Origin of the sequence: Catenuloplanes atrovinosus (genome assembly GCF_031458235.1) — a bacterium.
GTDB lineage: Bacteria > Actinomycetota > Actinomycetes > Mycobacteriales > Micromonosporaceae > Catenuloplanes > Catenuloplanes atrovinosus.
The window spans coordinates 1-24,487 of the sequence record NZ_JAVDYB010000001.1 but is presented as its reverse complement, the minus strand read 5'-3'; the positions used below and the strand labels follow the sequence as shown (position 1 = coordinate 24,487).

Annotated in this window: 17 protein-coding genes; 4 read left to right on the top strand and 13 right to left on the bottom strand. The window is 72.0% G+C overall.

All coding sequences use genetic code 11. The features are described from left to right. Nucleotides 1-1,060 precede the first annotated feature (1,060 nt). A complete protein-coding gene (locus J2S41_RS00085) occupies nt 1,061-2,158 on the bottom strand; it encodes a branched-chain amino acid aminotransferase (RefSeq protein ID WP_310361371.1) in 1,098 nt (365 codons plus the stop codon). Between the two features lie 128 nt (nt 2,159-2,286). Continuing rightward, nucleotides 2,287-3,318: a 3-isopropylmalate dehydrogenase gene (locus J2S41_RS00080; RefSeq protein ID WP_310361368.1), complete on the bottom strand. Its 1,032-nt coding sequence runs from the start codon at nt 3,316-3,318 to the stop codon at nt 2,287-2,289. 189 nt (nt 3,319-3,507) lie between these two features. Between J2S41_RS00080 and J2S41_RS00075 the strand changes: the two genes are divergently transcribed. After that, entirely contained in the window at nt 3,508-4,299 is a 792-nt protein-coding gene (locus tag J2S41_RS00075; RefSeq protein WP_310361365.1) for an FAD:protein FMN transferase, read from the top strand. 322 nt (nt 4,300-4,621) lie between these two features. Beyond that, nucleotides 4,622-4,987: a hypothetical protein gene (locus J2S41_RS00070; protein ID WP_310361363.1), complete on the top strand. Its 366-nt coding sequence runs from the start codon at nt 4,622-4,624 to the stop codon at nt 4,985-4,987. 6 nt (nt 4,988-4,993) lie between these two features. Here the strand turns inward: J2S41_RS00070 and serA are convergent, their stop codons facing one another. The 5 genes from serA to J2S41_RS00045 form a co-directional block, all read right to left on the bottom strand. Beyond that, nucleotides 4,994-6,595: a phosphoglycerate dehydrogenase gene (serA, locus tag J2S41_RS00065; protein WP_310361360.1), complete on the bottom strand. Its 1,602-nt coding sequence runs from the start codon at nt 6,593-6,595 to the stop codon at nt 4,994-4,996. Between the two features lie 155 nt (nt 6,596-6,750). Further along, the gene (ilvC, locus tag J2S41_RS00060; protein ID WP_310361356.1) at nt 6,751-7,764 is read right to left on the bottom strand and encodes a ketol-acid reductoisomerase; all 1,014 of its coding nucleotides are present in this window, start codon (nt 7,762-7,764) and stop codon (nt 6,751-6,753) included. Between the two features lie 47 nt (nt 7,765-7,811). Then, a complete protein-coding gene (gene ilvN / locus J2S41_RS00055) occupies nt 7,812-8,327 on the bottom strand; it encodes an acetolactate synthase small subunit (RefSeq protein WP_310361354.1) in 516 nt (171 codons plus the stop codon). A gap of 15 nt (nt 8,328-8,342) precedes the next feature. After that, on the bottom strand, nt 8,343-10,193 hold the full coding sequence (locus J2S41_RS00050; protein WP_310361351.1) for an acetolactate synthase large subunit: 1,851 nt from the start codon (nt 10,191-10,193) through the stop codon (nt 8,343-8,345). Nucleotides 10,194-10,497: 304 nt separating this feature from the next. Further along, a complete protein-coding gene (locus J2S41_RS00045) occupies nt 10,498-12,678 on the bottom strand; it encodes a putative bifunctional diguanylate cyclase/phosphodiesterase (protein ID WP_445343945.1) in 2,181 nt (726 codons plus the stop codon). 242 nt (nt 12,679-12,920) lie between these two features. Between J2S41_RS00045 and ilvD the strand changes: the two genes are divergently transcribed. Continuing rightward, nucleotides 12,921-14,765 carry a dihydroxy-acid dehydratase gene (gene ilvD, locus J2S41_RS00040; RefSeq protein WP_310361348.1) on the top strand — a complete coding sequence of 615 codons (1,845 nt, stop codon included), beginning with the start codon at nt 12,921-12,923 and terminating at the stop codon, nt 14,763-14,765. Nucleotides 14,766-16,038: 1,273 nt separating this feature from the next. On the opposite strand, the gene J2S41_RS00035 is transcribed toward ilvD, so the two are convergent. The 6 genes from J2S41_RS00035 to J2S41_RS00010 all read right to left on the bottom strand — a co-directional run bounded on the left by J2S41_RS00035 (nt 16,039) and on the right by J2S41_RS00010 (nt 23,572). After that, nucleotides 16,039-16,974, bottom strand: a complete 936-nt coding sequence (locus J2S41_RS00035) for a siderophore-interacting protein (protein ID WP_310361346.1) — start codon at nt 16,972-16,974, stop codon at nt 16,039-16,041. A gap of 69 nt (nt 16,975-17,043) precedes the next feature. Further along, the gene (locus J2S41_RS00030) at nt 17,044-17,976 is read right to left on the bottom strand and encodes an ROK family protein (protein WP_310361343.1); all 933 of its coding nucleotides are present in this window, start codon (nt 17,974-17,976) and stop codon (nt 17,044-17,046) included. Continuing rightward, nucleotides 17,973-20,399, bottom strand: a complete 2,427-nt coding sequence (locus J2S41_RS00025; RefSeq protein ID WP_310361340.1) for a glycoside hydrolase family 2 protein — start codon at nt 20,397-20,399, stop codon at nt 17,973-17,975. The genes J2S41_RS00030 and J2S41_RS00025 overlap by 4 nt, the downstream gene beginning before the upstream one ends. A gap of 5 nt (nt 20,400-20,404) precedes the next feature. Continuing rightward, nucleotides 20,405-21,292: a carbohydrate ABC transporter permease gene (locus J2S41_RS00020; RefSeq protein ID WP_310361337.1), complete on the bottom strand. Its 888-nt coding sequence runs from the start codon at nt 21,290-21,292 to the stop codon at nt 20,405-20,407. Then, on the bottom strand, nt 21,292-22,239 hold the full coding sequence (locus J2S41_RS00015) for a carbohydrate ABC transporter permease (RefSeq protein ID WP_310361334.1): 948 nt from the start codon (nt 22,237-22,239) through the stop codon (nt 21,292-21,294). The genes J2S41_RS00020 and J2S41_RS00015 overlap by 1 nt, the downstream gene beginning before the upstream one ends. A 67-nt stretch (nt 22,240-22,306) precedes the next feature. After that, on the bottom strand, nt 22,307-23,572 hold the full coding sequence (locus J2S41_RS00010; RefSeq protein ID WP_310361331.1) for an extracellular solute-binding protein: 1,266 nt from the start codon (nt 23,570-23,572) through the stop codon (nt 22,307-22,309). Nucleotides 23,573-23,718: 146 nt separating this feature from the next. Between J2S41_RS00010 and J2S41_RS00005 the strand changes: the two genes are divergently transcribed. Further along, the coding region (locus tag J2S41_RS00005) for a LacI family DNA-binding transcriptional regulator (RefSeq protein ID WP_310361329.1) at nt 23,719-24,487 on the top strand (769 nt) is incomplete at its 3' end.

Sequence of the window (24,487 nt, the reverse complement as noted above, 5' to 3'; positions counted from 1 at the left end):
CTTCGCGCCGGATATTTCATGATGTAGCGGTATGCGCTGACTCCGGCGTTGGGCGGACGTGAACCTCGTCCAGCGTCATCGCTCACTTTGTGAGGCTCAGGCACCTTATTCGGCGAGAATTACGTGCCTGAGCCTCACAAAGTCGCAATGGATAACCTGTCCAGCCCGCAATATGGCGAAATTTCGGGCGCGGAGCGCCCGACGCCTCGGGAGAGACCGCGCTGTTCAGAACCGCCCGCTCAAGCAGCCGATCCGCAGCGGTTCTGGGACACGCCGCCGGAGGTCTAGCCGCCAGATACGGCCCGCAGGGCGCGCATAGACGAGATCGCGGACGGTGACCCCGGCGGGGCGCCCGCCGCCTCGGCATACGCGAGGCGTTAAGCCGATGCCCGCGCGACAGGAAGAGAAGATCGCGCCGCTGAGGGCGGCGGACACGTTGCATGCCACCGGCGCGGCGGCGGTCACAACCGCAGGCCGCCGCCTGCAGGCGCGGAGACAAAGCCGCAGGCCACGGCGGGGGCGGCGGACACAGCCGCACACCGCCGACGGGACGCGAGAGATACAACCGCACACCACTGCGGGGCGGCGGACACAGCCGGAAGACGCCGCCAAAGGCGGCAGACACAGCCGGCGGGCACCGCCAGACGCGCCAGACACAGCCGACGGACACCGCTACAGGCGCCAGACACAGCCCACGGACACCGCCAGACGCGCCAGACACAGCCGACGGACACCGCTACAGGCGCCAGACACAGCCCACGGACACCGCCACAGGCGCCAGACACAGCCCACGGACACCGCCACAGGCGCCAGACACAGCCCACGGACACCGCCACAGGCGCCAGACACAGCCCACGGACACCGCCACAGGCGCCAGACACAGCCCACGGACACCGCCACAGGCGCCAGACACAGCCCACGGACACCGCCACCGCGCCAGACATAGCCGGCGGGCACCGCCGGGGGGCGGCAGAAACAGCCGACGGGGGCCGCCGGGGGCGGTGGAGATGGCCGGAGGGCGCTGCCGAGGTGGGAGCGCCCTCCGGGGGGCTCGAAGGGGTCAGAGGATCTTGTGGATCCAGCCGTGGGTGTCGGGGATGGAGCCGCGCTGGATGTCGACGAGCTGGCGGCGGAGGGACATGGTGATGTCGCCGGAGTCGCCGCCGCCGATGGTGAACTCGCCGGCGGGGAAGCGGGCGGTGCCGATCGGGGTGATGACGGCGGCGGTGCCGCAGGCGAAGGCCTCGCGGATGCGGCCGGACTCGGCGCCGGAGCGCCACTCGTCGAAGCTGATCGGGCGCTCGACGACCTCGTGGCCGGCCTCGCGGGCGAGCGTGATCACCGACTCGCGGGTGATGCCGGGCAGGATGGTGCCGGTCAGCGGCGGCGTGACCAGTGTGCCGTCGTCGAGGACGAAGAAGATGTTCATGCCGCCGAGTTCGTCCACGTACTTCTGCTCGACCGCGTCCAGGAAGACGACCTGGTCGCAGCCGGCCTCGATGGCCTCGGCCTGGGCGGCGAGCGAGGCGGCGTAGTTGCCGCCGCACTTGGCGGCGCCGGTGCCGCCGGGGGCGGCGCGCGTGTAGTCGGGCGAGACCCAGACCGTGACCGGTTTGATGCCGCCGGAGAAGTACGCGCCGACCGGGGACGCGATCACCAGGTACAGGTACTCGCGGGCGGGGCGGACGCCGAGGAAGACCTCGCTGGCGTACATGAACGGGCGCAGGTAGAGGCTGCCGTCCGCGTCCGTCGGGATCCAGTCGCGGTCGATGGTGACCAGTTCGCGCAGCGAGTCGAGGAACGCGGCCTCGGGCAGCGCGGGCATGGACATCCGGTCGGCGGACAGGTTGAAGCGGCGCGCGTTCGCGTCCGGGCGGAACATCGAGACGCCGCCGTCGGCCGTGGTGTACGCCTTCAAGCCCTCGAAGATCTCCTGGGCGTAGTGCAGCACGGCCGAGGCCGGGTCCATCGGGATCGGCGCGCGGGCCTCGACGCGGGCGTCGTACCAGCCCTTGCCCTCGGCGTACCGCACGGTGACCATGTGGTCGGTGAAGATGCGCCCGAAGCCCGGATTCGCCAGCAGTGCGGCGCGATCGGCGGCGGCTACCGGGGCGGGATTCGGACGAATCTCGAAGTCGAGCTTGTCACCACCGCTCATAGCGCTGGAACCTCCATATCCACGGTTTGCTGAAACTTACCCCGAACGGTCGTTCACGGGGATACGCAGGGCCGTGGACTGCTCCGGAACGACCCCACGAAGGGTACGACCGGATGGAACGTGCGCTGTCAGGAGGCAGCGGCGGCGGCCAGCCGGTCACCGATGTCGGCGGTGCGCAGCGGGGCCCCCGGTGTGCGGGCGGCCAGCTCGGCGGCGACCGCCCCGGTTACTCGGGCGGCCGCGTCGGCGTGCCCGAGGTGGTCGAGCAGCAGCGACGCGGAGAGCACGGCGGCGACCGGGTCGGCGACGCCCTTGCCCGCGATGTCCGGCGCCGAGCCGTGCACCGGCTCGAACATGGACGGGAAGCGGCGCTCCGGGTTGATGCAGCCGCTGGCCGCGAGCCCGATGCCGCCGGTGACGGCCGCCGCGATGTCGGTGAGGATGTCACCGAAGAGGTTGTCGGTCACCACCACGTCGTACCGCGCGGGCGCGGTGACCATGAACATGGCGGCCGCGTCGACGTGCTGGTATTCCGTGGTGACGTCCGGGAAGTCGGCCTTGACGGCCTCGAACGTGCGGGCCCAGAGGCCGCCGGCGTGGGTGAGCACATTGGTCTTGTGCACCAGCGTGACCTTGCGGCGCTCGCGGCGCTGCGCGCGGGCGAACGCGTCGCGGATGACGCGCTCGACGCCGTGCCGGGTGTTGAGGCTCTCCTCCGTGGCGACCTCGGCGGGCGTGCCCCGGTGCAGGACTCCGCCGGCGCCGGCGTAGAGCCCCTCGGTGCCCTCGCGGACGACCACGAAGTCGATCTCGCCGGGCTTGACCGCGCCGAGCGGGCCGGTGGTGCCGGGCCAGAGCTTGGAGGGGCGGAGGTTCACGTACTGATCGAAGTCGAAGCGCATCTTGAGCAGCAGGCCGCGCTCCAGCACGCCCGGCGGCACGCTCGGGTCGCCGACGGCGCCGAGCAGGATCGCGTCGAACCCGGCCAGTTCGTCGCGGACGGAGTCGGGCAGCACCTCGCCGGTGCGGTGGTAGCGCGTGGCGCCGAGGTCGTAGTCGACGGTCTCGACGTCCGGCAGGACCGCCCGAATGACCTTGATCGCCTGAGCGGTCACCTCCGGGCCGATGCCGTCGCCGCCGACCACCGCGATCCGTGCCACGCCTGCACTCCTCACCACACCGTCGTGAACTGTGCCGACCTTACGCCCACGTCCCGTTTATCGGTACGGCAGTCCCAGCATCCGGTTCGGTAACGCACAGCAAACTAATAGGCTGCGGCCATCTGGGGTTCAGGCGCCGAGCCTACGGTGATCATTGGACACAGTCGTTCACCGACGGGGGACCACGTCATGACCACGACCACCACAGTCGTCAGCGGGATGCGGGGGGCGCTCGGCCTGGGCCGGGCCCGCACCGAGGGGATCGTGGTCCGCCACCAGGTCCAGGTCGGGGCGAACCAGTTCGGCTTCTGCTTCACGGCGCCGCCGGCGATGGACCGGCGCGGCGCGGGCGAGGCGCTCGCCGACGCGGTCGCGGAGTTGCGCGCGCTGGACACCACGTTCGGCCCGCTGCGCGAGCGCAGCCTGGTCTCCCGGTTCCGCCGCGGCGAGATCTCCGCGGAGCTGTACGCGCCGCTCGCCGACCTGGTCGACCGGTGCATCCTGATGCGCGCGGCCACGGACGGCTGGTTCGACGCGTGGGCGGTGCCGGGCGGCTTCGACCCGAGCGGCCTGGTCAAGGGCTGGTCGGTGGAGCGGGCCGCGGCCCGGCTGCGCGCGTCCGGGATCGAGAACTACGCGATCCACGCGGGCGCGGACGTGACGGTGCGCGGCCACTCGCCGGCCGGGCGGCCGTGGAAGATCGCGGTGCGCGACCCGTACGACGGCCGCCGCGTGATCGAGACGCTGGAGCTGACCTCCGGCGCGGTCGCCACCACGGGCGCGGCCGGCCGCCGGGACCACGTCGTCGACCCGCACACCGGGCGGCAGGCCGAGGGCTTCGCGCTGACCACGGTCGTCGGCCCGGAGCTGTCCGCCGCCAACGGTTACGCCATCGCGCTCTACGCGGCCGGCCCGACCGCGCTGAGCTGGTTCCCCACGGCGGACGGGTACCGCGCACTGGACCGCACCGGCCGCCTGTGAGGTGGCGGGCGGAGCCGGGGGTTTGGGCAGGCCCTCGCGGGACTCGGCAACGAACTGCGAGGGCCGACCGGTGTCGGGTGGTGGTCCGTGCAGAGGTCGCGGAGAACGCACCCGGGGCGGTCACACCGGGGACACCGTCACCCGAAGACGGGTCCCCATGGGCGGCCGCCCCGGCCAGGCGATCGCCCTGTGTGACCAATCAAATACGCTATAGCGATATCGGTGGGCGTGACAAGGCCCGCCGGCGGGTGGAAGCAGCGCGGCTCAGCGTGTCGGTCGGGGCCGAGATGACCGATGGTGGAACGGATGGCATTCTTCCCCGGTGAGTTTCGACCTGGTGGTCTGGGCGCTTGACCGGACCGGTGAGCCTGCCGACGTGACGGCCGGTCATAAGAGGTGTGTCGCGGGCATCCACGCCGCGGGCGCACCCGACCGGCGCATCAATGCCTTCTACGCCGACCTGACGGCCCGATATCCGGACCGTGGCGCGGCCAGCAACGCCTCGCCGTTCGTCACGAAGCCGCTGCACGTGGCGCGTGACCACGTGGAGATGAAGCTGGTGGAGACGTGCCCGGACGAGGTGCTGCTGCTGATCGAGCAGCTGGCCGGCGCGCACAATCTCATGCTCCTGGACGTCCAGGGCGGATCGGTCTATCCGCCGCAGGCCACGGCGTACCCCCCTCACTGAGCCCGCTCAGGCGTCGTCGCGCAGGTCCGCCGCGCTCGCGGCGGCGGCGCCGATCGCGTCCGCGGCCGCGGTGAGCAGCTCCACGCCGACGGCCGAGTCGACCATCAGCGTCATCAGCGCCTCGCCACCGGCCGCGCGCCGCGCCACCTGCATGCCGGCGATGTTCACGCCGGCGCGGCCGAGGATGGAGCCGACCGTGCCGACCACGCCGGGCCGGTCCACGTACGTGAAGAACAGCAGGATGCCGTCCGCGGTCAGCTCGGTCCGGTAACCGTCCACCTCGGTGATCTTCCGGATCTCGCGCGCGCCGCCGGTCACGGTGCCGGAGACGCTCAGCGCGCGGCCGTCCGGGAGCACGCCGCGCACCGTCACCTCGTACGGCCCGTCCGTGTGCTCGTCGTTCTTCGAGGACTCGCCGAGGGTGACGTAGACGCCGCGCGCGGCGGCCAGCATCGGCGCGTTGACGTAGGTGACCCGCTCCGGCGTCACGGCGGCGAACAGGCCCTTGGTCACGGCCAGCCGCAGCACCTCGCGCGTGCTCACCGCGCCGCGCACGTCCACGGTCACGCTCGCCGCCACCGTCCCGGCCACCGCGGTGAAGACGGTGCCGAGCTTCTCCGCCAGCGGCAGCAGCGGCCGCACGTCCTCGTCGACCACGCCGCCGGCCTGCACGTTCACCGCGTCCGGCACGAACTCGCCGTGCAGCGCCAGCCGCACGCTGCGCGCCACCGCCAGCCCGGCCTTGTCCTGGGCCTCCACGGTGGACGCGCCGAGGTGCGGGGTGGCGACCACGCTCTCGTGCGCGAACAGCGGCGACGACGTGCACGGCTCCTTCGCGTAGACGTCCACGCCGGCGCCGGCCACCCGGCCCTCGGCCAGCGCGTCGGCCAGCGCCTGCTCGTCGATCAGGCCGCCGCGCGCCGCGTTGATGATCCGCACGCCGGGCTTGACCAGCGCCAGCTCGCGCGCGCCGATCAGGCCCACGGTCTCCGGCGTGCGCGGCAGGTGCACGGAGATGAAGTCGGACTCGGCGAGCAGGTCGTCCAGCGAGACCAGGCGCACGCCGAGCGCGGCCGCGCGGGCGGGCTGCACGTACGGGTCGTAGGCGATCAGCCGGGTGCCGAACGCGGCCATCCGCTGCGCGAACAGCACGCCGATCCGCCCGAGCCCGACCACGCCGACCGTCTTGCCGGACACCTCGACGCCGGTGTACCGCGAGCGCCGCCACTCCCCCGCCTTCAGCGCCGCGCTCGCGCTCGCGGTGTGCCGGGCCACGGCCAGCAGCAGCGCCACGGCCTGCTCGGCGGCGGAGACGATGTTCGACGTGGGTGCGTTCACCACCATCACGCCGTGTGCGGTGGCGGCCGGGACGTCCACGTTGTCCAGTCCCACGCCGGCCCGGGCGACCACGCGCAGCCCGGGCGCCGCCTCGATCGCCTCCTCGTCGATCCGGGTGGCGCTGCGGATGACGACCGCCTGCGCGTCCCGGAGCGCGGCGAGCAGCTCGCGACGGTCGGTGCCGTCCACGTGCCGCACGTCGAAGTCCTGGTCCAACTGGGTCAGGGCCGCGGGGGCGAGCTCCTCCGCGACGACCACGACGGGCCTCATGACACCTCGCATGATCGATAGACACCGATCTTGTGAGGTTACGCCCGCGTTACACCGTTCCGGCGGGTGAAAAATCTTTAGTAGAGAAGCCTGTCAATCCGGACACGAAAAAGCGCGCCGGGGTCGCCCCCGGCGCGCTTCCACGACCGCCGGAATCAGGCGGTCTCGGTGATCGGGCGGTCGACCCAGCTCATCATGTCGCGCAGCTTGCGGCCGGTCTCCTCGATCGGGTGGGCCGCGGCCTGCTCGCGGTACTTGTTGAAGGCCGGGCGGCCGGCGTCGTCGTCCTCGATCAGCTCGCGGGTGAACTGCCCGGACTGGATCTCGGAGAGGATCTTCTTCATCTCCTCCTTGGTGGACGAGTTGATCACGCGCGGACCGCGGGTGTAGTCACCGAACTCGGCCGTGTCCGAGATGCTGTACCGCATCCGCGCGATGCCGCCCTCGTACATCAGGTCGACGATCAGCTTCAGCTCGTGCAGGCACTCGAAGTAGGCGATCTCCGGCGCGTACCCCGCCTCGGTCAGCACCTCGAAACCGGTCTGCACCAGCGCGGTGGCGCCGCCGCAGAGCACCGCCTGCTCGCCGAACAGGTCGGTCTCGGTCTCCTCCTTGAACGTGGTCCTGATGACGCCGGCGCGGGTGCCGCCGATCGCCTTCGCGTAGGAGAGCGCCAGCGCGAGCGCGCCGCCGGTCGCGTCCTGCTCCACCGCGACCAGCGCCGGAACGCCCTTGCCGTCCACGTACTGGCGGCGGACCAGGTGACCCGGGCCCTTCGGCGCGACCATCGCGACGTCCACGTCGGCCGGCGGCTTGATCAGCTCGAACCGGATGTTCAAGCCGTGGCCGAAGAACAGCGCCTTGCCCGCGGTCAGGTTCGGCGCGATCGACTCGGCGTAGAGCTTGCGCTGCACGGTGTCCGGCGCGAGCACCATGATCACGTCGGCCCAGGCGGAGGCCTCGGCCGGGGTGAGCACCTTCAGGCCCTGCTCCTCGACCTTGGGACGGCTCTTGGAGCCCTCCGGCAGGCCGATGACGACCTCGACGCCCGAGTCCCGGAGGGACAGGGAGTGGGCGTGGCCCTGGCTGCCGTACCCGAGGACGGCGACCTTCTTGCCCTGGATGATCGACAGGTCGGCGTCGTCGTCGTAGAAGACCTCTGCGGACATCAACTTCCCTTTCGTACGGCCGGAGCCGGTTGTGGATTGAAAAGCACTCAGGCGGCGCGTAACGCCGGACCGGTGGTGATGGACCGGGATCCGCGGCCGATCGCGACCAGCCCGGACTGGACCATCTCCTTGATGCCGAACGGCTCGAGGTCGCGCAGCAGCGCGTCCAGCTTGTCCGCCGTGCCGGTCGCCTCGATCGTGAGGGTGTCCGGTGCGACGTCCACCACGCGCGCGCGGAACAGCGTCGCCGTCTCGAGGATCTGTGATCGGACGGTACGGTCGGCGCGCACCTTCACCAGGAGCAGCTCGCGCTGGACCGCGGTGGCCGGATCCAGCTCCACGATCTTCAGCACGTTCACCAGCTTGTTGAGCTGCTTGGTGACCTGCTCCAGCGGCGACTCGTCCGCGTTGACCACGATGGTGATCCGGGAGACCTCGGGGTGCTCGGTCTCGCCGACGGCCAGCGAGTCGATGTTGAAGCCGCGACGGGAGAAGAGACCGGCCACCCGCGCCAGGACGCCGGGCTTGTTCTCCACGAGCACGGAGAGCGTGTGCTTGGTCATGACTGGAGGTGCCTCTCAGACCGCGTCGTCGGGGAAGTCCGGGCGCATGTCCCGGGCGAACAGGATCTCGTCGTTGCTGGTGCCGGCCGGGACCATCGGCCAGACCATGGCGTCCTTGCCGACCACGAAGTCGATGACCACCGGGCGGTCGTTGATCGCCATGGCCTCCTGGATCACCCGGTCCACGTCGGCCGCGGACTCGCAGCGCAGGCCCACGCAGCCGAGCGCGTCGGCCAGCTTCACGAAGTCCGGGATGCGGTGCTTGTGCGTACCCAGCTCGGTGTTGGAGTAGCGCTGCTCGTAGAAGAGCGTCTGCCACTGCCGGACCATGCCCAGGTTGCCGTTGTTGATCACGGCGACCTTGATCGGGATGCCCTCCAGCGCGCAGGTGGCCAGCTCCTGGTTCGTCATCTGGAAGCAGCCGTCACCGTCGATCGCCCACACCACGGTGTCCGGCTTGCCGGTCTTCGCGCCCATCGCGGCGGGCACCGCGTACCCCATGGTCCCGGCGCCGCCGGAGTTGAGCCAGGTGTACGGCTTCTCGTAGGAGATGAACTGCGACGCCCACATCTGGTGCTGGCCCACGCCGGCCGCGTAGATCGCGTCCGGGCCGGCGATCTCGCCGATCCGCTTGATCACGTACTGCGGGGAGAGCGTGCCGTCCTCCGGCTCCTCGTAGCCCAGCGGGTAGCGCTCGCGCACCCCGTCCAGCGTGGCCCGCCAGGCGGAGTAGTCGCCGGTCCGGCCGGCCGCGTGCTCCGCGGCGATCGCGGTGATCAGCTCGTCGATGACGTGCCGCGCGTCGCCGACGATCGGCACGTCCGCGGCCCGGTTCTTGCCGATCTCGGCCGGGTCGATGTCCGCGTGCACCACGGCCGCGTCCGGCGCGAACGAGGCCAGGTCGCCGGTCACCCGGTCGTCGAACCGGGCGCCCAGCGCGACCAGCAGGTCCGACTTCTGCAGCGCGTAGACCGCGGAGACCGTGCCGTGCATGCCCGGCATGCCCATGTGCTGCGGGTGCGAGTCCGGGAACGCGCCGCGCGCCATCAGCGTGGTGACGACCGGGATGCCGGTCTGCTCCGCCAGCTTGAGCAGGCTCTCCGTGGCGTGCGCCTTGAGCACGCCGCCGCCGACGTAGAGCACCGGGCGGCGCGCGCCGGTCATCAGCCGCGCGGCCTCGCGGATCTGCTTGCCGTGCGGGTGCAGCGTGGGCCGGTAGCCGGGCAGCTCCAGCGTGGGCGGCCAGCTGAACGTGGTCTGCGCCTGGAGGATGTCCTTCGGGATGTCCACCAGCACCGGGCCGGGGCGGCCGGTGATCGCCAGGTGGAACGCCTCGGCCAGAATCCGCGGGATCTCCTCCGCGCGCTGGATCAGGTAGTTGTGCTTCGTGATCGGCAGCGTGATGCCCTGGATGTCCGCCTCCTGGAAGGCGTCCGTCCCGATGTACGGCCGGCCGACCTGCCCGGTGATCGCGACGATCGGCACCGAGTCCATGTACGCGTCGGCGATCGGCGTCACCAGGTTCGTCGCGCCGGGGCCGGAGGTGGCGATGCAGACGCCGACCTTGCCGGTGGCCTGCGCGTAACCGGTGGCGGCGTGGCCGGCGCCCTGCTCGTGCCGGACCAGGATGTGCCGGACCTTCGAGTCGTAGAGCGGGTCGTACGCCGGCAGGATCGCACCGCCGGGGATGCCGAACGCGACGTCCACGCCGAGCGCCTCGAGCGACTTGACGAGCGAGCCGGCGCCGGTGACCTGGATCGGGGCGACGGCCGGCGCGGCCGGGGTGGCGGACGTGGCCGCCGAGGACGACGCGGCGAACGCGCTGTGGGCTCGGTGGGCGAGAGTCTCGGGCGTGGGTCTGGTCATGGCTGCTCGGACCTTTCGGACCTTCGGTGCTGCTGAATTCTCGAATGTGGTGAAACCGCCCGAAGGCGCCTGGTCGCTTGGCAGGCTCAAGTCCTGGCCAATAAAAACGGCCCTCGTGCGAACTTCACACGGGGCCAGCGCACTCCCAAATCGAGGGGAGTGCGCTCAGGTAAGTACTCGAGAGGACCGAAGGTCGCGGGTGATCGCGAACGAGGCGGTCTGGCGCAGGGACATGGGGACAGCTTCGCTCATCTCACGCGCTGAGTCAACCTATCCCACATATTGGTTCACGGAGTCGGCCGTTTCACCCGGACGAGGCGTCGTCGTCCACCGCGGGAGCGATCTGACCTGCGGTTATGGCCATCCGCCCGTGCCCGGCGCCGGCCGGGACCAGCCGCCCGGGCGAGACGGCTTTGAGCTGGGCCTCCAGGTGCTCGGCCGGGACGCCGCCGCCGAACAGGAAGCCCTGGCCGAAGCGGCACCCGGACGCCTCCACCACGGCCAGGTGACCGGGCGTGCTGATCCCCTCGGCCAGCACCTCCAGGCCGAGCCGGTGCCCCAGCCGGACCACCACGTCGACCAGCGGCTCGGACGCCACCACCAGCTTGCGATCGATCTTGAGGATGTCCACCGGCAGGTCCCGGAGCTGGCCCAGCGACGAGTAGCCGGCGCCGAAGTCGTCCAGCGCGATCCGGACACCGGTGTCCCGCAGCGCACGCAGCCGGCGGCACAGCTCGTCCAGGTCGGTCGCGACCGCGTGCTCGGTCACCTCCAGCACCAGCCGCTGCGGCGGCACCCGGTGCGTGTGCAGCGCCTCGGCCACCCGCGCCACGTACTCCGGCGCGTGCAGTTCGCGCGGTGACACGTTGACCGAGACCCACACGTCGTGGCCGTCGGCCAGCCACTCGGCGAGCCGGCGGCAGGCCTGGTCCAGCACCCACCGGCCGAGCTGCGCGATCAGCTCGGACTCCTCCGCGGCCGGGATGAACTCGTCCGGCCCGACCGCGCCCAGCCGCGGATGCGTCCAGCGCAGCAGCGTCTCCGCGCCGACCGGGCGGGCCGAGGGCAGCGACACCACCGGCTGGAACACCACCCGCAACTCGTCGCGGTCGATCGCGCCGCGCAGCTCGTGCTCCAGCGTGGTGCGGCGGCGCAGCAGGTGGTCGTAGGCCGGCTCGTACCGCTCGACCCGGCTCTTGCCCTTCATCTTCGCGTAGCGGAGCGCCAGGTCCGCGTTGCGCATCAGCGTCTCCACGTCGCCGGCCGACGCCGCGGACGCGAGCCCGATGCTGGCGGACAGGAACACCACGCCGCCGCCCTGCTCGTACGGCGCGCCGAGCGCCTCCAGCAGCCGCAGCGCGCCCGCCTCCGCCTCGTCCTCGGTGGCCCACATCAGCACCGCGAACTCGTCGCCGCCGAGCCGCGCCACCGCGTCGCCGGGCCGCAGGTGCATGCGCAGCCGGCCGCCCACCTCCAGCAGCACCTCGTCGCCGACGTCGTGCCCGCGGAGATCGTTGACGCTCTTGAAGCCGTCCATGTCGATGCCGAGCAGCACGCACGGGCCGGCGTCGCCGGAGAACACCTCCTGGTGCAGCACGCGCAGCATGCCGCGCCGATTCGCCAGGCCGGTGAGCGGGTCGGTGTGCGCCAGGCCGCGGAAGTGCGCCTCCCGCTCGCGCAGCCGCTGCGCGCCGCGCCGCACGTCGCGCAGCGCGAGGTACTGCCGGCCGACCAGCCCGACCAGCACCAGGCCGCCGGCCAGCACGCCGACCGTACCGATGGAGCCGGTCATCAGGGCCTGATAGGCCGCGGCGCCGGTGAGCAGCACCATCGGCAGGAACACGAACCCGGCACCGCGCCGCGTGGTGTCCACCTCGACCGGCTCCGGCTCCCGGTCGGTGGCGCGCGCGGCCAGCGCGATCACGGTCAGCCCGGCCGGCAGCACCAGCGCACACGCCAGCACCAGGCCGGCCCACCCCTGGCACACGCCGACCGACACGCCGGCCCCGGCCAGCCCGGCCGCGGTGATGCCGGCACCCACGCCCACCGAACCGCCCCGCGGCCGCGGCATGCGCACGGACACCATCGTGGTCAGGCCCAGCGCCAGCACGCCGACCGCCAGGGGCAACATCGAGGACCAGCACGGGTACGGCGTGCTGCCGCCCAGGATCCGGGTCGGCTCGGTCACCAGCACCCAGCCCAGGAACCAGATCGAGCCGGCGATCGCCAGCCCGTCCAGCAGGTGTTGCAGCGCCGTGGTCCCGGTGTCCGCGGCGCCGGGCAGCATCAGCATCCCGGCCAGCAGCGTCACCGCCCCGGCCACCATGCCGAACGCGATCAGGCGTGCCGCGTCCGGGCCGTACGCGGTCAGCGCCACGCCCAGCCCGGCCACCGCGGCCAGCGCGATCAGCGCGCTGCCGGCGGCCAGCAGATGGTGCGCGTGCCGGCGGCGGCCGTCGCGACGGCGGGCGGACGAGACGAGCATGACCGAGGCCGGTACGGCCGACAGCGCGGCGGCGAGAGCGGCGATCCAGACACCAGGGGGTAGGTGCACGCATTCACTGTGCCGGATAAATGCTTCACGTGGGGGACACCGTGTGCGAAGCGTGTTTTTCCGGTCACTCGTTTGCGGGTTGCCGGGTGTGCCGCGCCACGTCGTCCCGCGTGGTGGACGTAAGGGGCGCCTAACGCTGCCATGGCGTTTACACCGGTGCAACACTGGGGGTCATGCCCCAGCTGCGGTCAAGGACCTCTACGCACGGCCGAACCATGGCCGGCGCCCGCGCTCTCTGGCGGGCCACCGGAATGACCGACGACGACTTCGGCAAGCCGATCGTCGCCATCGCGAACAGCTTCACGCAGTTCGTACCGGGTCACGTCCACCTCAAGGACCTCGGCGGCCTCGTCGCCGACGCGGTGGCCGAGGCCGGCGGCGTGGGGCGCGAGTTCAACACCATCGCGGTCGACGACGGCATCGCCATGGGCCACGCCGGCATGCTCTACTCGCTGCCCAGCCGCGAGCTGATCGCCGACGCGGTCGAGTACATGGTCAACGCGCACTGCGCGGACGCGCTCGTCTGCATCTCGAACTGCGACAAGATCACGCCAGGCATGCTGCTGGCCGCGCTGCGCCTCAACATCCCGACCGTGTTCGTCTCCGGCGGCCCGATGGAGGCCGGCAAGACCGTCGCGGTCGAGGGCGTCGTCCACTCCAAGCTCGACCTGATCGACGCCATGGTGGCGTCCGTCAACGACGCCGTCACCGACGAGCAGCTGGACACGATCGAGCGCTCCGCGTGCCCGACCTGCGGCTCCTGCTCCGGCATGTTCACGGCGAACTCGATGAACTGCCTGACCGAGGCGATCGGCCTGGCGCTGCCCGGCAACGGCTCCACGCTCGCCACGCACGCCGCCCGCAAGGACCTGTTCGTCGAGGCCGGCCGCCTGATCGTGGACATCGCCAAGCGCTACTACGACGGCGAGGACACGTCGCTGCTGCCCCGCGCCATCGCCAGCCGCGAGGCCTTCGAGAACGCGGTCGCGCTGGACGTCGCCATGGGCGGCTCCACCAACACGATCCTGCACCTGCTGGCCGCCGCGCGCGAGGCCGAGCTCGACTTCGGCGTCGCCGACATCGACGAGGTCTCCCGCCGCGTCCCCTGCCTGGCCAAGGTCGCGCCGAACAGCCAGAAATACCACATGGAGGACGTCCACCGGGCCGGCGGCATCCCCGCCATCCTGGGCGAACTCAACCGCGCCGGCCTGCTGCACACCTCCGTGCACTCGGTGCACTCCCCCTCCCTGCAGTCCTGGCTCGACGACTGGGACGTGCGCGGCGGCTCCCCCCGCCCGGAGGCGGTCGAGCTGTTCCACGCGGCGCCCGGCGGGGTCCGTACCACCCAGCCGTTCTCCACCGAGAACCGCTGGTCGACGCTGGACACGGACGCGGCCGAGGGCTGCATCCGGGACCTCAACCACGCGTACACGGCCGATGGCGGCCTGGCCATCCTGTTCGGCAACATCGCCCCCGACGGCTGCGTGGTCAAGACCGCCGGCGTGCCGGAGGAGGTGTGGAAGTTCTCCGGACCGGCCCGCGTCTTCGAGTCCCAGGACGACGCGGTGACCGGCATCCTCGGCAAGCAGGTCGTGGCCGGCGACGTCGTGGTGATCCGCTACGAGGGCCCGCGCGGCGGCCCGGGGATGCAGGAGATGCTGTACCCGACGTCGTTCCTGAAGGGGCGCGGCCTCGGACGGGCGTGCGCACTCATCACGGACGGCCGTTTCTCCGGTGGTACGTCGGGCCTGTCCATCGGGCACGTGTCGCCGGAGGCGGCATCGGGCGGTTTGATCGCCCTGGTCGAGGACGGGGACGAGATCGTCATCGACATCCCGGGCCGGTCAATCCGGCTCAATGTTGCCGATGACGTCCTGGAGGCGAGGCGGATCGCCCAGGAGAAGCGGGATCGGCCGTACACGCCGGTGAACCGCGACCGCCCGGTGTCGGCGGCGCTGCGCGCGTACGCGTCGATGGCGACGTCCGCCTCGGACGGGGCCTACCGACGGGTTCCCTGACCCGAAGTCTTTCACCGGCTTCGCGCCCCGGTTCCGCCGCATGATTCCTTGCGGCGGAACCGGGGCGTTCTCGTGCCGCCTTCCTGCCGGGCCGCGGCCTCCGACTCCGGTGGTGCCGGTTGTCCCTGACGCGCGTTGGGCTGGGTCACCGGGCGGTGTAGACCGCGGGACGCGGCTCGGCGCGGCAGGCACCGGTGCCCGTGGGCGCGGGTGGCGGTGGCACGGCGGCAGGCACCGGTACCGGCGGGTCGGCACGGCAGGTCGCCGATACAGCGACGCGGCGCAGCAGGCGCCGGTGGCGGCAGGCACCGGTACCGGCAGGCGCCGGTACCGGCGTGCCTGGGACGGCAGGCGCCGGTGGCGGTGGACGCGGCGGCAGGCACCGGTACCGGCGGGTCGGCGCCGCAGCCGCCGGTGCGGCGGGTCGGCGCGGCAGGCACCGGTACCGGCAGGCGCGGCGCAGCAGCCGCCGGTGCGGCAGGCGCCGGCAGCCGCGGGTGCGGCAGGCGCCGGCAAGCGCGAGCGCGGCAGGCGCCGGCAAGCGCGGGCGCGGCAGGCGCCGGTGTCGGCAGGCACCATGCGGCGAGAACCCGAAATATCATATTAAGGCGCCCGGGCGAGACGCGCGGATCTTGACTAAAGATGCGTAGAGCACGTTATGAGGTCCTCATAACGTGCTCTACGCATCTTTAATGCTCGACGCAAGATCGATAACCGGTCACGTCCGATCCGGCATCTGGCGCGCGGAGCGCGCATACCGCAACCGCCTGGATGCCCCGTCTGCCGTCGACCCGCCCTTGGGGTGCAGATCATCGGCAGGGCCGCCACCACCCACCAACCGCAGCCCAGGTCACCAAGCTGGCGGCCCTGCCGATGATCTGCTCGGCTTGTCCCGGGACGACGGCAGACGGGGCATCCAGGCCCACGACACGCAACCCCGCCACCCGCGAAAGCCAGCGGGGCCGACGAATCCTTCCCCGGCCGAAACGCACGCCCATTCCCCGGAGCCCGAGACCCGCCGGAGGCAGCCACTTGATCCCCGGCACCTGCAGGCGAGGCCACCTGCTAAACACCGAAATTTCGGGCGCGGAGCGCCCGATCGGCCGATCGGCCGGGCTGGGTAATGGAAAGCAGGACGCCTCGTCCCGTCGTGAGGCCGAAGTCCGGAGGCAGCTACCGACGCAACAGAGACAGCCGGCGCCGACCGGCGGGATCGCCACGATCGCGCGCCCGCGGAGAACGCTCGCCCCGGGCGACGGGATCGGTGGGAGGGTTAGCTGCCCTCGGCGCGGCCGAGGCGCCAGTAGCCCATGAAGGCGACCGCCCGCCGGTCCACCGCGCATCCCGCGACGAGGTGGCGGCGGAGCGTCTTGATGACGCCCGCTTCCCCGGCCAGCCATGCGTACAGACGGCTGGCGTCGGTCAAGGGGGCGCCGGTCGCGTCGACCGGGACTTCCCAGAGCATCTCGTGGTCGACGTCCACGTCTTCCAGGTCCGCCGGGGGTGCCGGGGAGTCGCCGAGGATGCGGGCGGTGGCGGCCTCGACGGCGGGGATGAGGTGGGTGCCGTGGGCGGCGCCGTCGCGGGGGAGCCAGGTGAGGGTCACGCCGGCGGGGGTGGTGACCGGGAAGTGGTCGCCGGTGAGGGGGACCTCGATGAAGGCTTCGCCGCGGGTGTCGGGCGGGAGTTGTTCCAGGATGGCGGCGATGGCGGGGGCGGCTGTCTCGTCGCCGCCGAGGAGGAGGAAGTCGGCGTGGGCCGGGGGGCGGAAGTCGAAGCCGCCGTGCGGGCCGGGGTGGTCGGCGTTGGGGCCGAGGAGGGCGATCGGGGAGCCCGGGCGGGCGTTGAGGGCCCAGCGGGAGGCGGGGCCGTGGTCGCCGTGCAGGACCATGTCGACGTCGACTTCGCGGAGGGCGGGGCGGACGGCGCGGATGGTGTAGGTGCGGATCGGGTTGCGCCGGGCTTCGGGGAGGGCGCGCCACTCGCCGTACCAGTCCTCGCCGGTGGGTAGCGTGTCGAAGCCGGTCCCGGGGAGCGGCGGGAGGAGCTTGAATCGCTGGTCGTAGCCGGTGGAGGCGAAGCGGTCGAGGTCGTCGCCGGTGAGCGTGACGCGCAGGAAGCTGGGGCTGAGCCGTTCGACGCGGCACACCTCGGCGATGAAGAAGCGCCAGGGGCGGACCGTCGTCACGGGGTCGGCGGTCTGGGTCACGGTTCCTCCCGATGTCTGCACGTAAGGCATGGCTAACCTAACTCAGCCACCGGGAGGAGCGGAAGCCCGCTACAGGTGTGACATGACCAGCGCCGCGGCGCCGAGCAGCCCGGCGTCGCCGCCGAGCGTGCTGCGGTGGACGCGTACCCGCTTGATGTAGGCGAGCCCGGCCAGCGCGGAGATCGCGGCGTCGACCGGCTCGAAGAGCAGGTCGCCGACGTTCGCCACGCCGCCGCCGATCACCACGTCGTCCAGGTCGAACAGGCCGGCCGTGGCCACGATGCCGGCGCCGACCGCGCGGCCGGACCGCTGGAACGCCTCGAGCGCGACCGGGTGGCCGGCGCGCGCGTCCGCGGCCAGCAGGCGCGCGTCCGGGGTGGGCTGCGTGGGCTGCCAGCCGTTGGCCAGCGCCCACCGGACGATCGAGGTGCCGCTGCCGAGCACCTCGACGCAGCCGCGGCCGCCGCACGGGCAGTCGGGGCCGTCCAGCGAGACCGGGATGTGGCCGATGTGCCCGGCGTTGCCGGTCGGGCCCTGGTAGACGCGGCCGTCCAGGACCAGGCCGCCGCCGACGCCGGTGGAGACCACGATGCCGAGGAACGCGGCCGAGGTGTAGCCGCCCCAGCGGTACTCGCCGAGCGCCATGCACTGGCCGTCGCCGCCCAGGTAGGCGGGACGGCCAGGGAGCACGTCGCGCAGCGCGTCCAGGATCCGGTAGCCGCGCCAGGCGCCGATGTTGACCGGGCTGACCGTGCCCGCGTACGGGTCGAGCGGGCCGGCCGAGCCGACGCCGATGCCGCGCAGCGCGGGGGCCGGGCCGGCGGCGGCGACCTGGTGCGCGAGCGTGACCAGCGCGCCGCCGACCTTGTCCGGATCGTCCGACGCCGGGGTGGGCACCACCGCCCGGTCGCGGAGCGTGCCGTCGGGGTCGACCACGGCGGCGGCGAGCTTGGTGCCGCCGACGTCGATCGCGAGTACCGGTCCCGGGACGGATGTGGTCATGGTGCGGGTGCCTTTCCGGGCCGGACGTCGTTCACGCAGCGCAGCACCGGCCTCGCGGTCAGCGCGTCGGCGTCGCGCGTGGCGTCGGTCCGTACCCGGAACGTGGTGGTCTCACCGGGTAGGAGCGTAACCAGCGCCCGGTCCGCCACGGCGCCGGGATCGAGGCGGTCGGCGAGCAGCGTCAGGTCCCGCAGCAGGGTACGCGCGGTGACCGTCACGTCGTAGCCGCCGTCGAACGCGGTGACCTCGGCGTCGTACCGCGGGACCGGGAAGTTGATCTCTTTGTCCTCGGCGGGGAACCAGAGGGACCGGGTGTCGCCGGCCGACGCCACGACGATTTCCGCGGACGGGTCGCCGGGGGTGGCGAGGTCCGGCGGGAGCGGGACGGTGGTCGCGGCGTGCGCGGGCAGGTCCAGCGGGAAGACCGCCTCGGCCAGGATCGTGCCGTCCAGGGCGCGGCGGGTCACCTCGATCTCGCCGGTCCACGGCGTGCGGCCGTCGTTGACCGCGACCACGGCCGGTCCGTGCTCGCGCGGCTGCACCGTGAGCAGCCGGTCCGCGTAGGCGCGGCGCAGCGCGTACCAGAGCGGTTTGCGGCGCCCGTCGCCGTCGATCGCGGACCACGAGGTGACCGGCCAGCAGTCGTTGAGCTGCCAGACCACCGATCCCATGCAGTACGGACGCAGCGAGCGGAAGTGCTCGACGCCCAGCGTGATCGCCCGCGCCTGGTTGACCTGGGTGAGGAAGTGCCAGTCGTCGAAGTCGCGGGGCGCCGGGAGGTGGTCGTCGAGGCCGCGCCGGAGCTTGACGTTCCCGTCGGCCGCCTTCTGGTGGTGCGCGAGCCCGGGCGACTCCGGCGTCAGCGGGTCGTCACTGATCGCGCGGCGCAGCGTGGCGTACGCGGGCGGCGCCTGGAACCCGAACTCGGCCACGAACCTCGGCCGGTGGTCGCGGTAGTGCGAGTAGTCGACGCGGTTCCACACGTCCCAGATGTGCATGGTGCCGCGGGACGGCTCGTTCGGGTGCGTGTCGTGGTCGCCGGACCAGGGGCTGCCCGGCCAGTACGGCCGGGTCGGGTCCAGCTCCGCGACGATGCCCGGGAGCAGGTCGAAGTAGTAGCCGGCGCCCCAGGTGCGGTCGCCGAGCGCGGGCTGCCAGTCCCAGTCGTGCCAGCCCCAGATGTTCTCGTTGTTGCCGGTCCAGGCCACCAGGCTGGGGTGCGGGGCGAGCCGGACCACGTTCTCCCGGGCCTCGGCGGCCACCTCGCTCGCGTGCGGCTCCTCCTCCGGGTACGCCGCGCAGGCGAACGGGAAGTCCTGGAGCACCAGCAGGCCGAGCTCGTTGCAGAGTTCGTAGAACTCGTCCGACTCGTAGAGGCCGCCGCCCCAGACCCGGATCGTGTCGACGTTCGCCTCGACGGCCTGGCCCAGCCGCTCCGCCAGCCGGGTGCGGGTGATCCGGGTGACCAGCGCGTCGTCCGGGATCCAGTTCACCCCCCGGGCGAAGACCGGCACGTCGTTGACGACCAGCGTGAACGCGCCGTCCGTGGTGTCCAGGCACGCGTCGCGGAAGCCGACCCGGCGGTGCCACTCGTCCAGCGAGGTGCCGCCGGTGGTGGTGAGCGCCACGTCCACCGGGTGCAGCGGCTGGTCACCGAGGCTGTGCGGCCACCACCGCGCGGGCGCGGGCACGTCGAGGACCAGCACGGCCGTACCCTCGCCGGGTTGCAGGGTGTGCTCGACCCGGACGCCGGCCACGGCGGCGGTCAGGACCAGCGGGTCCGCGCTCGCCCGCTCCACGTCCACGTGCAACTCGATCCGGCCGTCGCCGTCCTCGGTGAGCGTGACCAGCGGCCGGACCCGGGCGAGCCGGCCGCCGGCCCAGGTGTGCAGGCCGATCGGCCGCCAGATGCCGGCCGTGATCAGCGTGGGCCCCCAGTCCCAGCCGAAGCTGCAGGCCATCTTGCGGATGAAGTTGAACGGCTCCGGGTACGCGTTCGGCCGGTCGCCGAGCCGGTCGCGCTCCGCCTCCGCGTGGTTCCTGGCGGAGGTGAACGCGACGCGCAGCGTGTTCTCCCCCGGCACGAGACGGTCGGCGACGTCGAACCGGTAGCCGCGGTGCATGTTCGCGGTCCGGCCGATCTCGGTGCCGTTGAGCGTCAGCACCGCGATCGTGTCCAGGCCGTCGCAGACCAGGTCGGCGCGGGGCACCAGCGGATCGGGCCGCCAGTCGAACGTGGTCTCGTAGACCCAGTCGGTGCGGCCGATCCACTCCTGGCGGAGCTCGTTGTCGTCCAGGTACGGATCGTCGATCACGCCGGCGGCGAGCAGGTCGGTGTGCACACAGCCGGGGACGCTCGCGTCCACGGAGTGCCCGGCCCCGGTCAGCGTCCAGCCGTCGTGCAGCGCGCGGTACGAACCCATGTGCCTCATCCCTTGATGCCGGAGAGTGCGATGCCCCGGGTGAAGTGCTTCTGGAAGGCCAGGAAGAAGATCACCGTCGGCAGCGACGTCAACAGCGATGCTGCCATGATCACGGCCATGTTGTGGGGATTGAAGGCGTTCGAGGCGTTCAGCCGGGAGAGCGCGACCGGCACGTTGGCCATCGTGTCGTCCTGCACGATGATCAGTGGCCAGAGGAAGTTGTTCCACTCGGCCAGGACCACGAAGATCGCCATGGCGGCCAGCGCCGGGCGCATCAGCGGCATCACCACGCGCCACCAGATGCGGAACTCGCCCGCGCCGTCCACCCGCGCCGCGTGCACCAGGTCGTCCGGGATCGAGCGCATGTACTGCACCAGGAAGAACACCACGAACGCCTTGGCCAGCGCCGGGACGATGTAGCCCTGGTAGGTGTTGAGCCACTCCAGGTTGCGCACGATCAGGTAGTTCGGCACCAGCGTGACCTGCCAGGGGATCATCATGGACGCCACCACGACCACGAAGATCACCCGGCGGCCGGGCAGGTCCATCTTGGTCAGCGCGTACGCGGCCAGCGCCGCGATCAGCAGCGACAGCACCGTGATCGCGGCCGCGACGAACAGGCTGTTCCCCATGAACCGCAGGAAGCCGCCGGGTACGTCCTGGTAGCGTTGGAACAGCCCGGCGACGAGCTGGTCCGCGCGCACGCCCGGGTCCCAGGCCGGCTCGTAGAACGCGTCCAGCGTCGGGTCGCCCGGCACGAAGCTCGGCGGGTTCCTGGTCAGCTCCGGCACCGGCTTGAACGCGGCCGACGCCATCCAGTAGAACGGCACCAGCATGGTGAGGCCGGCCAGGTAGAGCGGCAGGCGCAGCAGCTCGCCCCGAAGTCGGGTCATCACAGCTCCCTCAGCGCGCGGGTGACCCGCAACTGGATCATGCTGATCACGAAGATGATCAGGAAGAGCGTCCACGCGATCGCGGACGCGTAGCCGAGCTGGAACTTCGTGAACCCCATGTCGTAGAGGTACGGCACCAGCATCAGGCCGCCGTCCTGCACGCCGCCGACGCTGCTCACCGCGCGGAACACGATGTAGACGGCCTCGAACACCTGGAACGCGCCGATCAGGCCGGTGATCACCACGTAGGTGGTGACCGGGCGCAGCTGCGGGAGCGTGACGTAGCGGAACTGCTGCCACCCGCCCGCGCCGTCCAGCCGCGCGGCCTCGTAGAGCTCCTCCGGGATCGCGTTCAGCCCGGAGACGAAGATGACCATGCCGTACCCGCAGCCGCCCCAGACCGCCATCAGCACCAGCAGCGGGATGGTCCAGCGCGGCGTGGACAGCCACGACACCGGCTCCGCGCCGAACCAGGACAGCACCGTGTTGGCCAGCCCGAACCGCTCGCCGGAGAAGATCCAGCGCCAGATCAGCATGACCGCGATGGTGGACGTGACGGACGGCAGGAAGAAGATCGTGCGCATCACCCGGTCGCGCCACGACGTGCCGCGGAACGCCAGCGCGAGCGTGAGCGCCGCGGCCGTGGTCAGCGTGACCGCGAGCGCCACGTAGATCAGCGAATTGACCAGCGCCTTCCGGAAGCGCGGATCGTCCAGCCAGAGCCGGCGGAAGTTCTCCGTGCCGACCCAGGAGGGCGGGCGCACGCCGTTGAAGTCGGTGAACGCGAAGTACAGCGCGTTGAGCAGTGGCCAGATCAGGAAGCCGAGGAACAGCCCGGCGAACGGCAGGAGCATGAGATATCCGGGTACGGCCCGGCGCAGCCGCGCCCGGCGGCGGCTCGCCGTCCGGCCGTTGGTCAGCGGCGGCTCGGTCAGCACGGCCGTCATGGGTACGGTCCCTCCCTCGCGACGCGGGGCCGCCGGCCGGTGCCGGCCGGCGGCCCGAACCGGAACCTCAGCCGAGGTTGTCCCGCATGATCTGGGCGGCCTCGGTCAGCGCGGCCCGCGGGTCCGCGCCGTCGTTGACCACCGCCTGCAGCCGCTTGCTGACCTCGGCGCCGCTGGTCTCCCAGCCCTTGCAGTTGGGCGGGCCGGTCACCGTGCCGAGCGTGGCCTGGAGCGTCTGCTTGAGGTTGTCGCTCGCGTTGGCCTTGGCCAGCAGCTCCGGGCGCGGGGAGATGTAGAGTTCGCCGCCGCGGGTGAACACCTCGCGCTGGAGGATCTCCACCGCCTCGTCCGTGTAGAGCCACTTCACGAAGTCGGCCGCGGCCTGCGGGTACTTCGTGTACGACATGGCACCGACGATCTTGCCGCCGACGAACGAGCCGGCGCCGGCCGGTCCGGTGGGCAGCGGCGCGGTCTGCCACTTGCCCTTCAGCTCCGGGTGCCCGGAGTCGAAGCCGCCGGCCAGGTACGACGCGCCGATCGCCATCGCGTACTCCCCCTTGGCCAGCCCGGCGCCGACGTCGACGGTGGCCTTCGGCACGCCGTACCTGCGGTACTGGTCGGCCCAGGCGGTGGTTGCGGTCACGGCCGCGTCCGAGGCGATCGTGACCTCCGTGCAGTCCGGCGAGTAGAGCGAGCCGCCGGCCTGCTTCAGGTAGTTGAACCAGGGCAGCCACTCGAACGTGCCCCACTCCTCGACCAGCGGCGTCGGCACGCCGGACGCCTTGAGCCGGTCCACGGCGGTGAACAACTCGGCCCAGGTCGTGGGCGGGCCGCCGAGGCCGGCCCGCTGGAGCAGGTCGGGGCGGTAGTAGAAGACGTACAGCGTCATGTCCATCGGGATGCCGTAGACCGCGCCGCCGGGCGAGGTGATCGAGCTCCACAGCTCGGGGCGGGTCTGCTGCCGGGCGGCGGTCACGTCGTACCGGTTCAGGTCGATCATGCCGCCGAGCTCGCCGAGCTCGATGCCCCAGGAGAGGCCGCCGGAGACGATGTCCGGCCCGCTGCGCGAGGTGGCGGCGGTCAGCACCTTCGCCCGGCCGTCGTCCCAGGCGATCGCCTGCACCTTGATCGTGACGTCCGGGTGCAGCTCCTTGTAGCGATCCGCGGCGACCTGCATCGCGGCCGCCTGCTCGTCACTGCCGGTGTTCCAGAACAGCAGCTCGGCCGGGCCGGCCGCGTCCTGCTGCGGGGTGGTGGCGGTGCCGGTGGTGGTGCAGCCGGCGGCGAGGAGCATCGCCGCCGCGGCCGCCGCAACCAGTGACCGTCTGTGCACGGGTGCCTCCGATCGAGCGGGCGAATATCGATGGGGGTTACTGAAGCGCGTAAGCGACGCCACCGTATTGAACGCAGCGAAGGTCGCCAATACCACCAGTAGGACGCATTGACGGGCGTGCACTTAACCGGGCAAGCTCAACAGCCGTGAAGCGACCCACCATCGCGGACATCGCACGCCGGGCCGGCGTGTCCAAGGGCGCGGTCTCGTACGCGCTGAACGGGCAGCCCGGCGTCTCCGACGCCACCCGGCGGCGAATCCTGGACATCGCTGACGAGATCGGCTTCAGCCCGAGCAGCGCGGCCCGCGCGCTCTCCGGCGCCAGCGCCGGCGCGGTCGGGCTGGCGCTCTGCCGGCCGGCCCGCACGCTCGGCATCGAGCCGTTCTTCATGGAGCTGATCAGCGGCGTGGAGGCCGAGCTGTCCGCCCGGTCGTACGCGCTCACCCTGCAGGTCGTCGCGCACCCGGACGCGGAGATCGCGGTCTACCGGCGCTGGTGGGGTGAGCGGCGGGTGGACGGCGTGCTCCTCTGCGACCTGCGGGTGGACGACCGGCGCGTGCCCGAGCTGGAGCGGCTGCAACTGCCCGCGGTGGTGATCGGCGGGCCGGACGGCACCGGCGCGCTGCCCGGCGTCTGGTCCGACGAGACCGCCGCGCTGGCCGAGACCGTGGAGTACCTGGTCGCGCTCGGCCACCGGCGCATCGCCCGGGTCGGCGGCCTGCCGGAGCTGGAGCACACGCGGGCGCGCACGGAGGCGTTCCTCGCGGTCGGCGCGCGCCTCGGCCTGTCCGGGGAGATCGTCACGGTGCCGTCCGACTACACCGGCGAGGAGGGCGCCCGGGCCACCCGGCGGCTGCTCAGCTCCGCGCGGCGGCCGACCGCGGTGATCTACGACAACGACGTGATGGCGATCG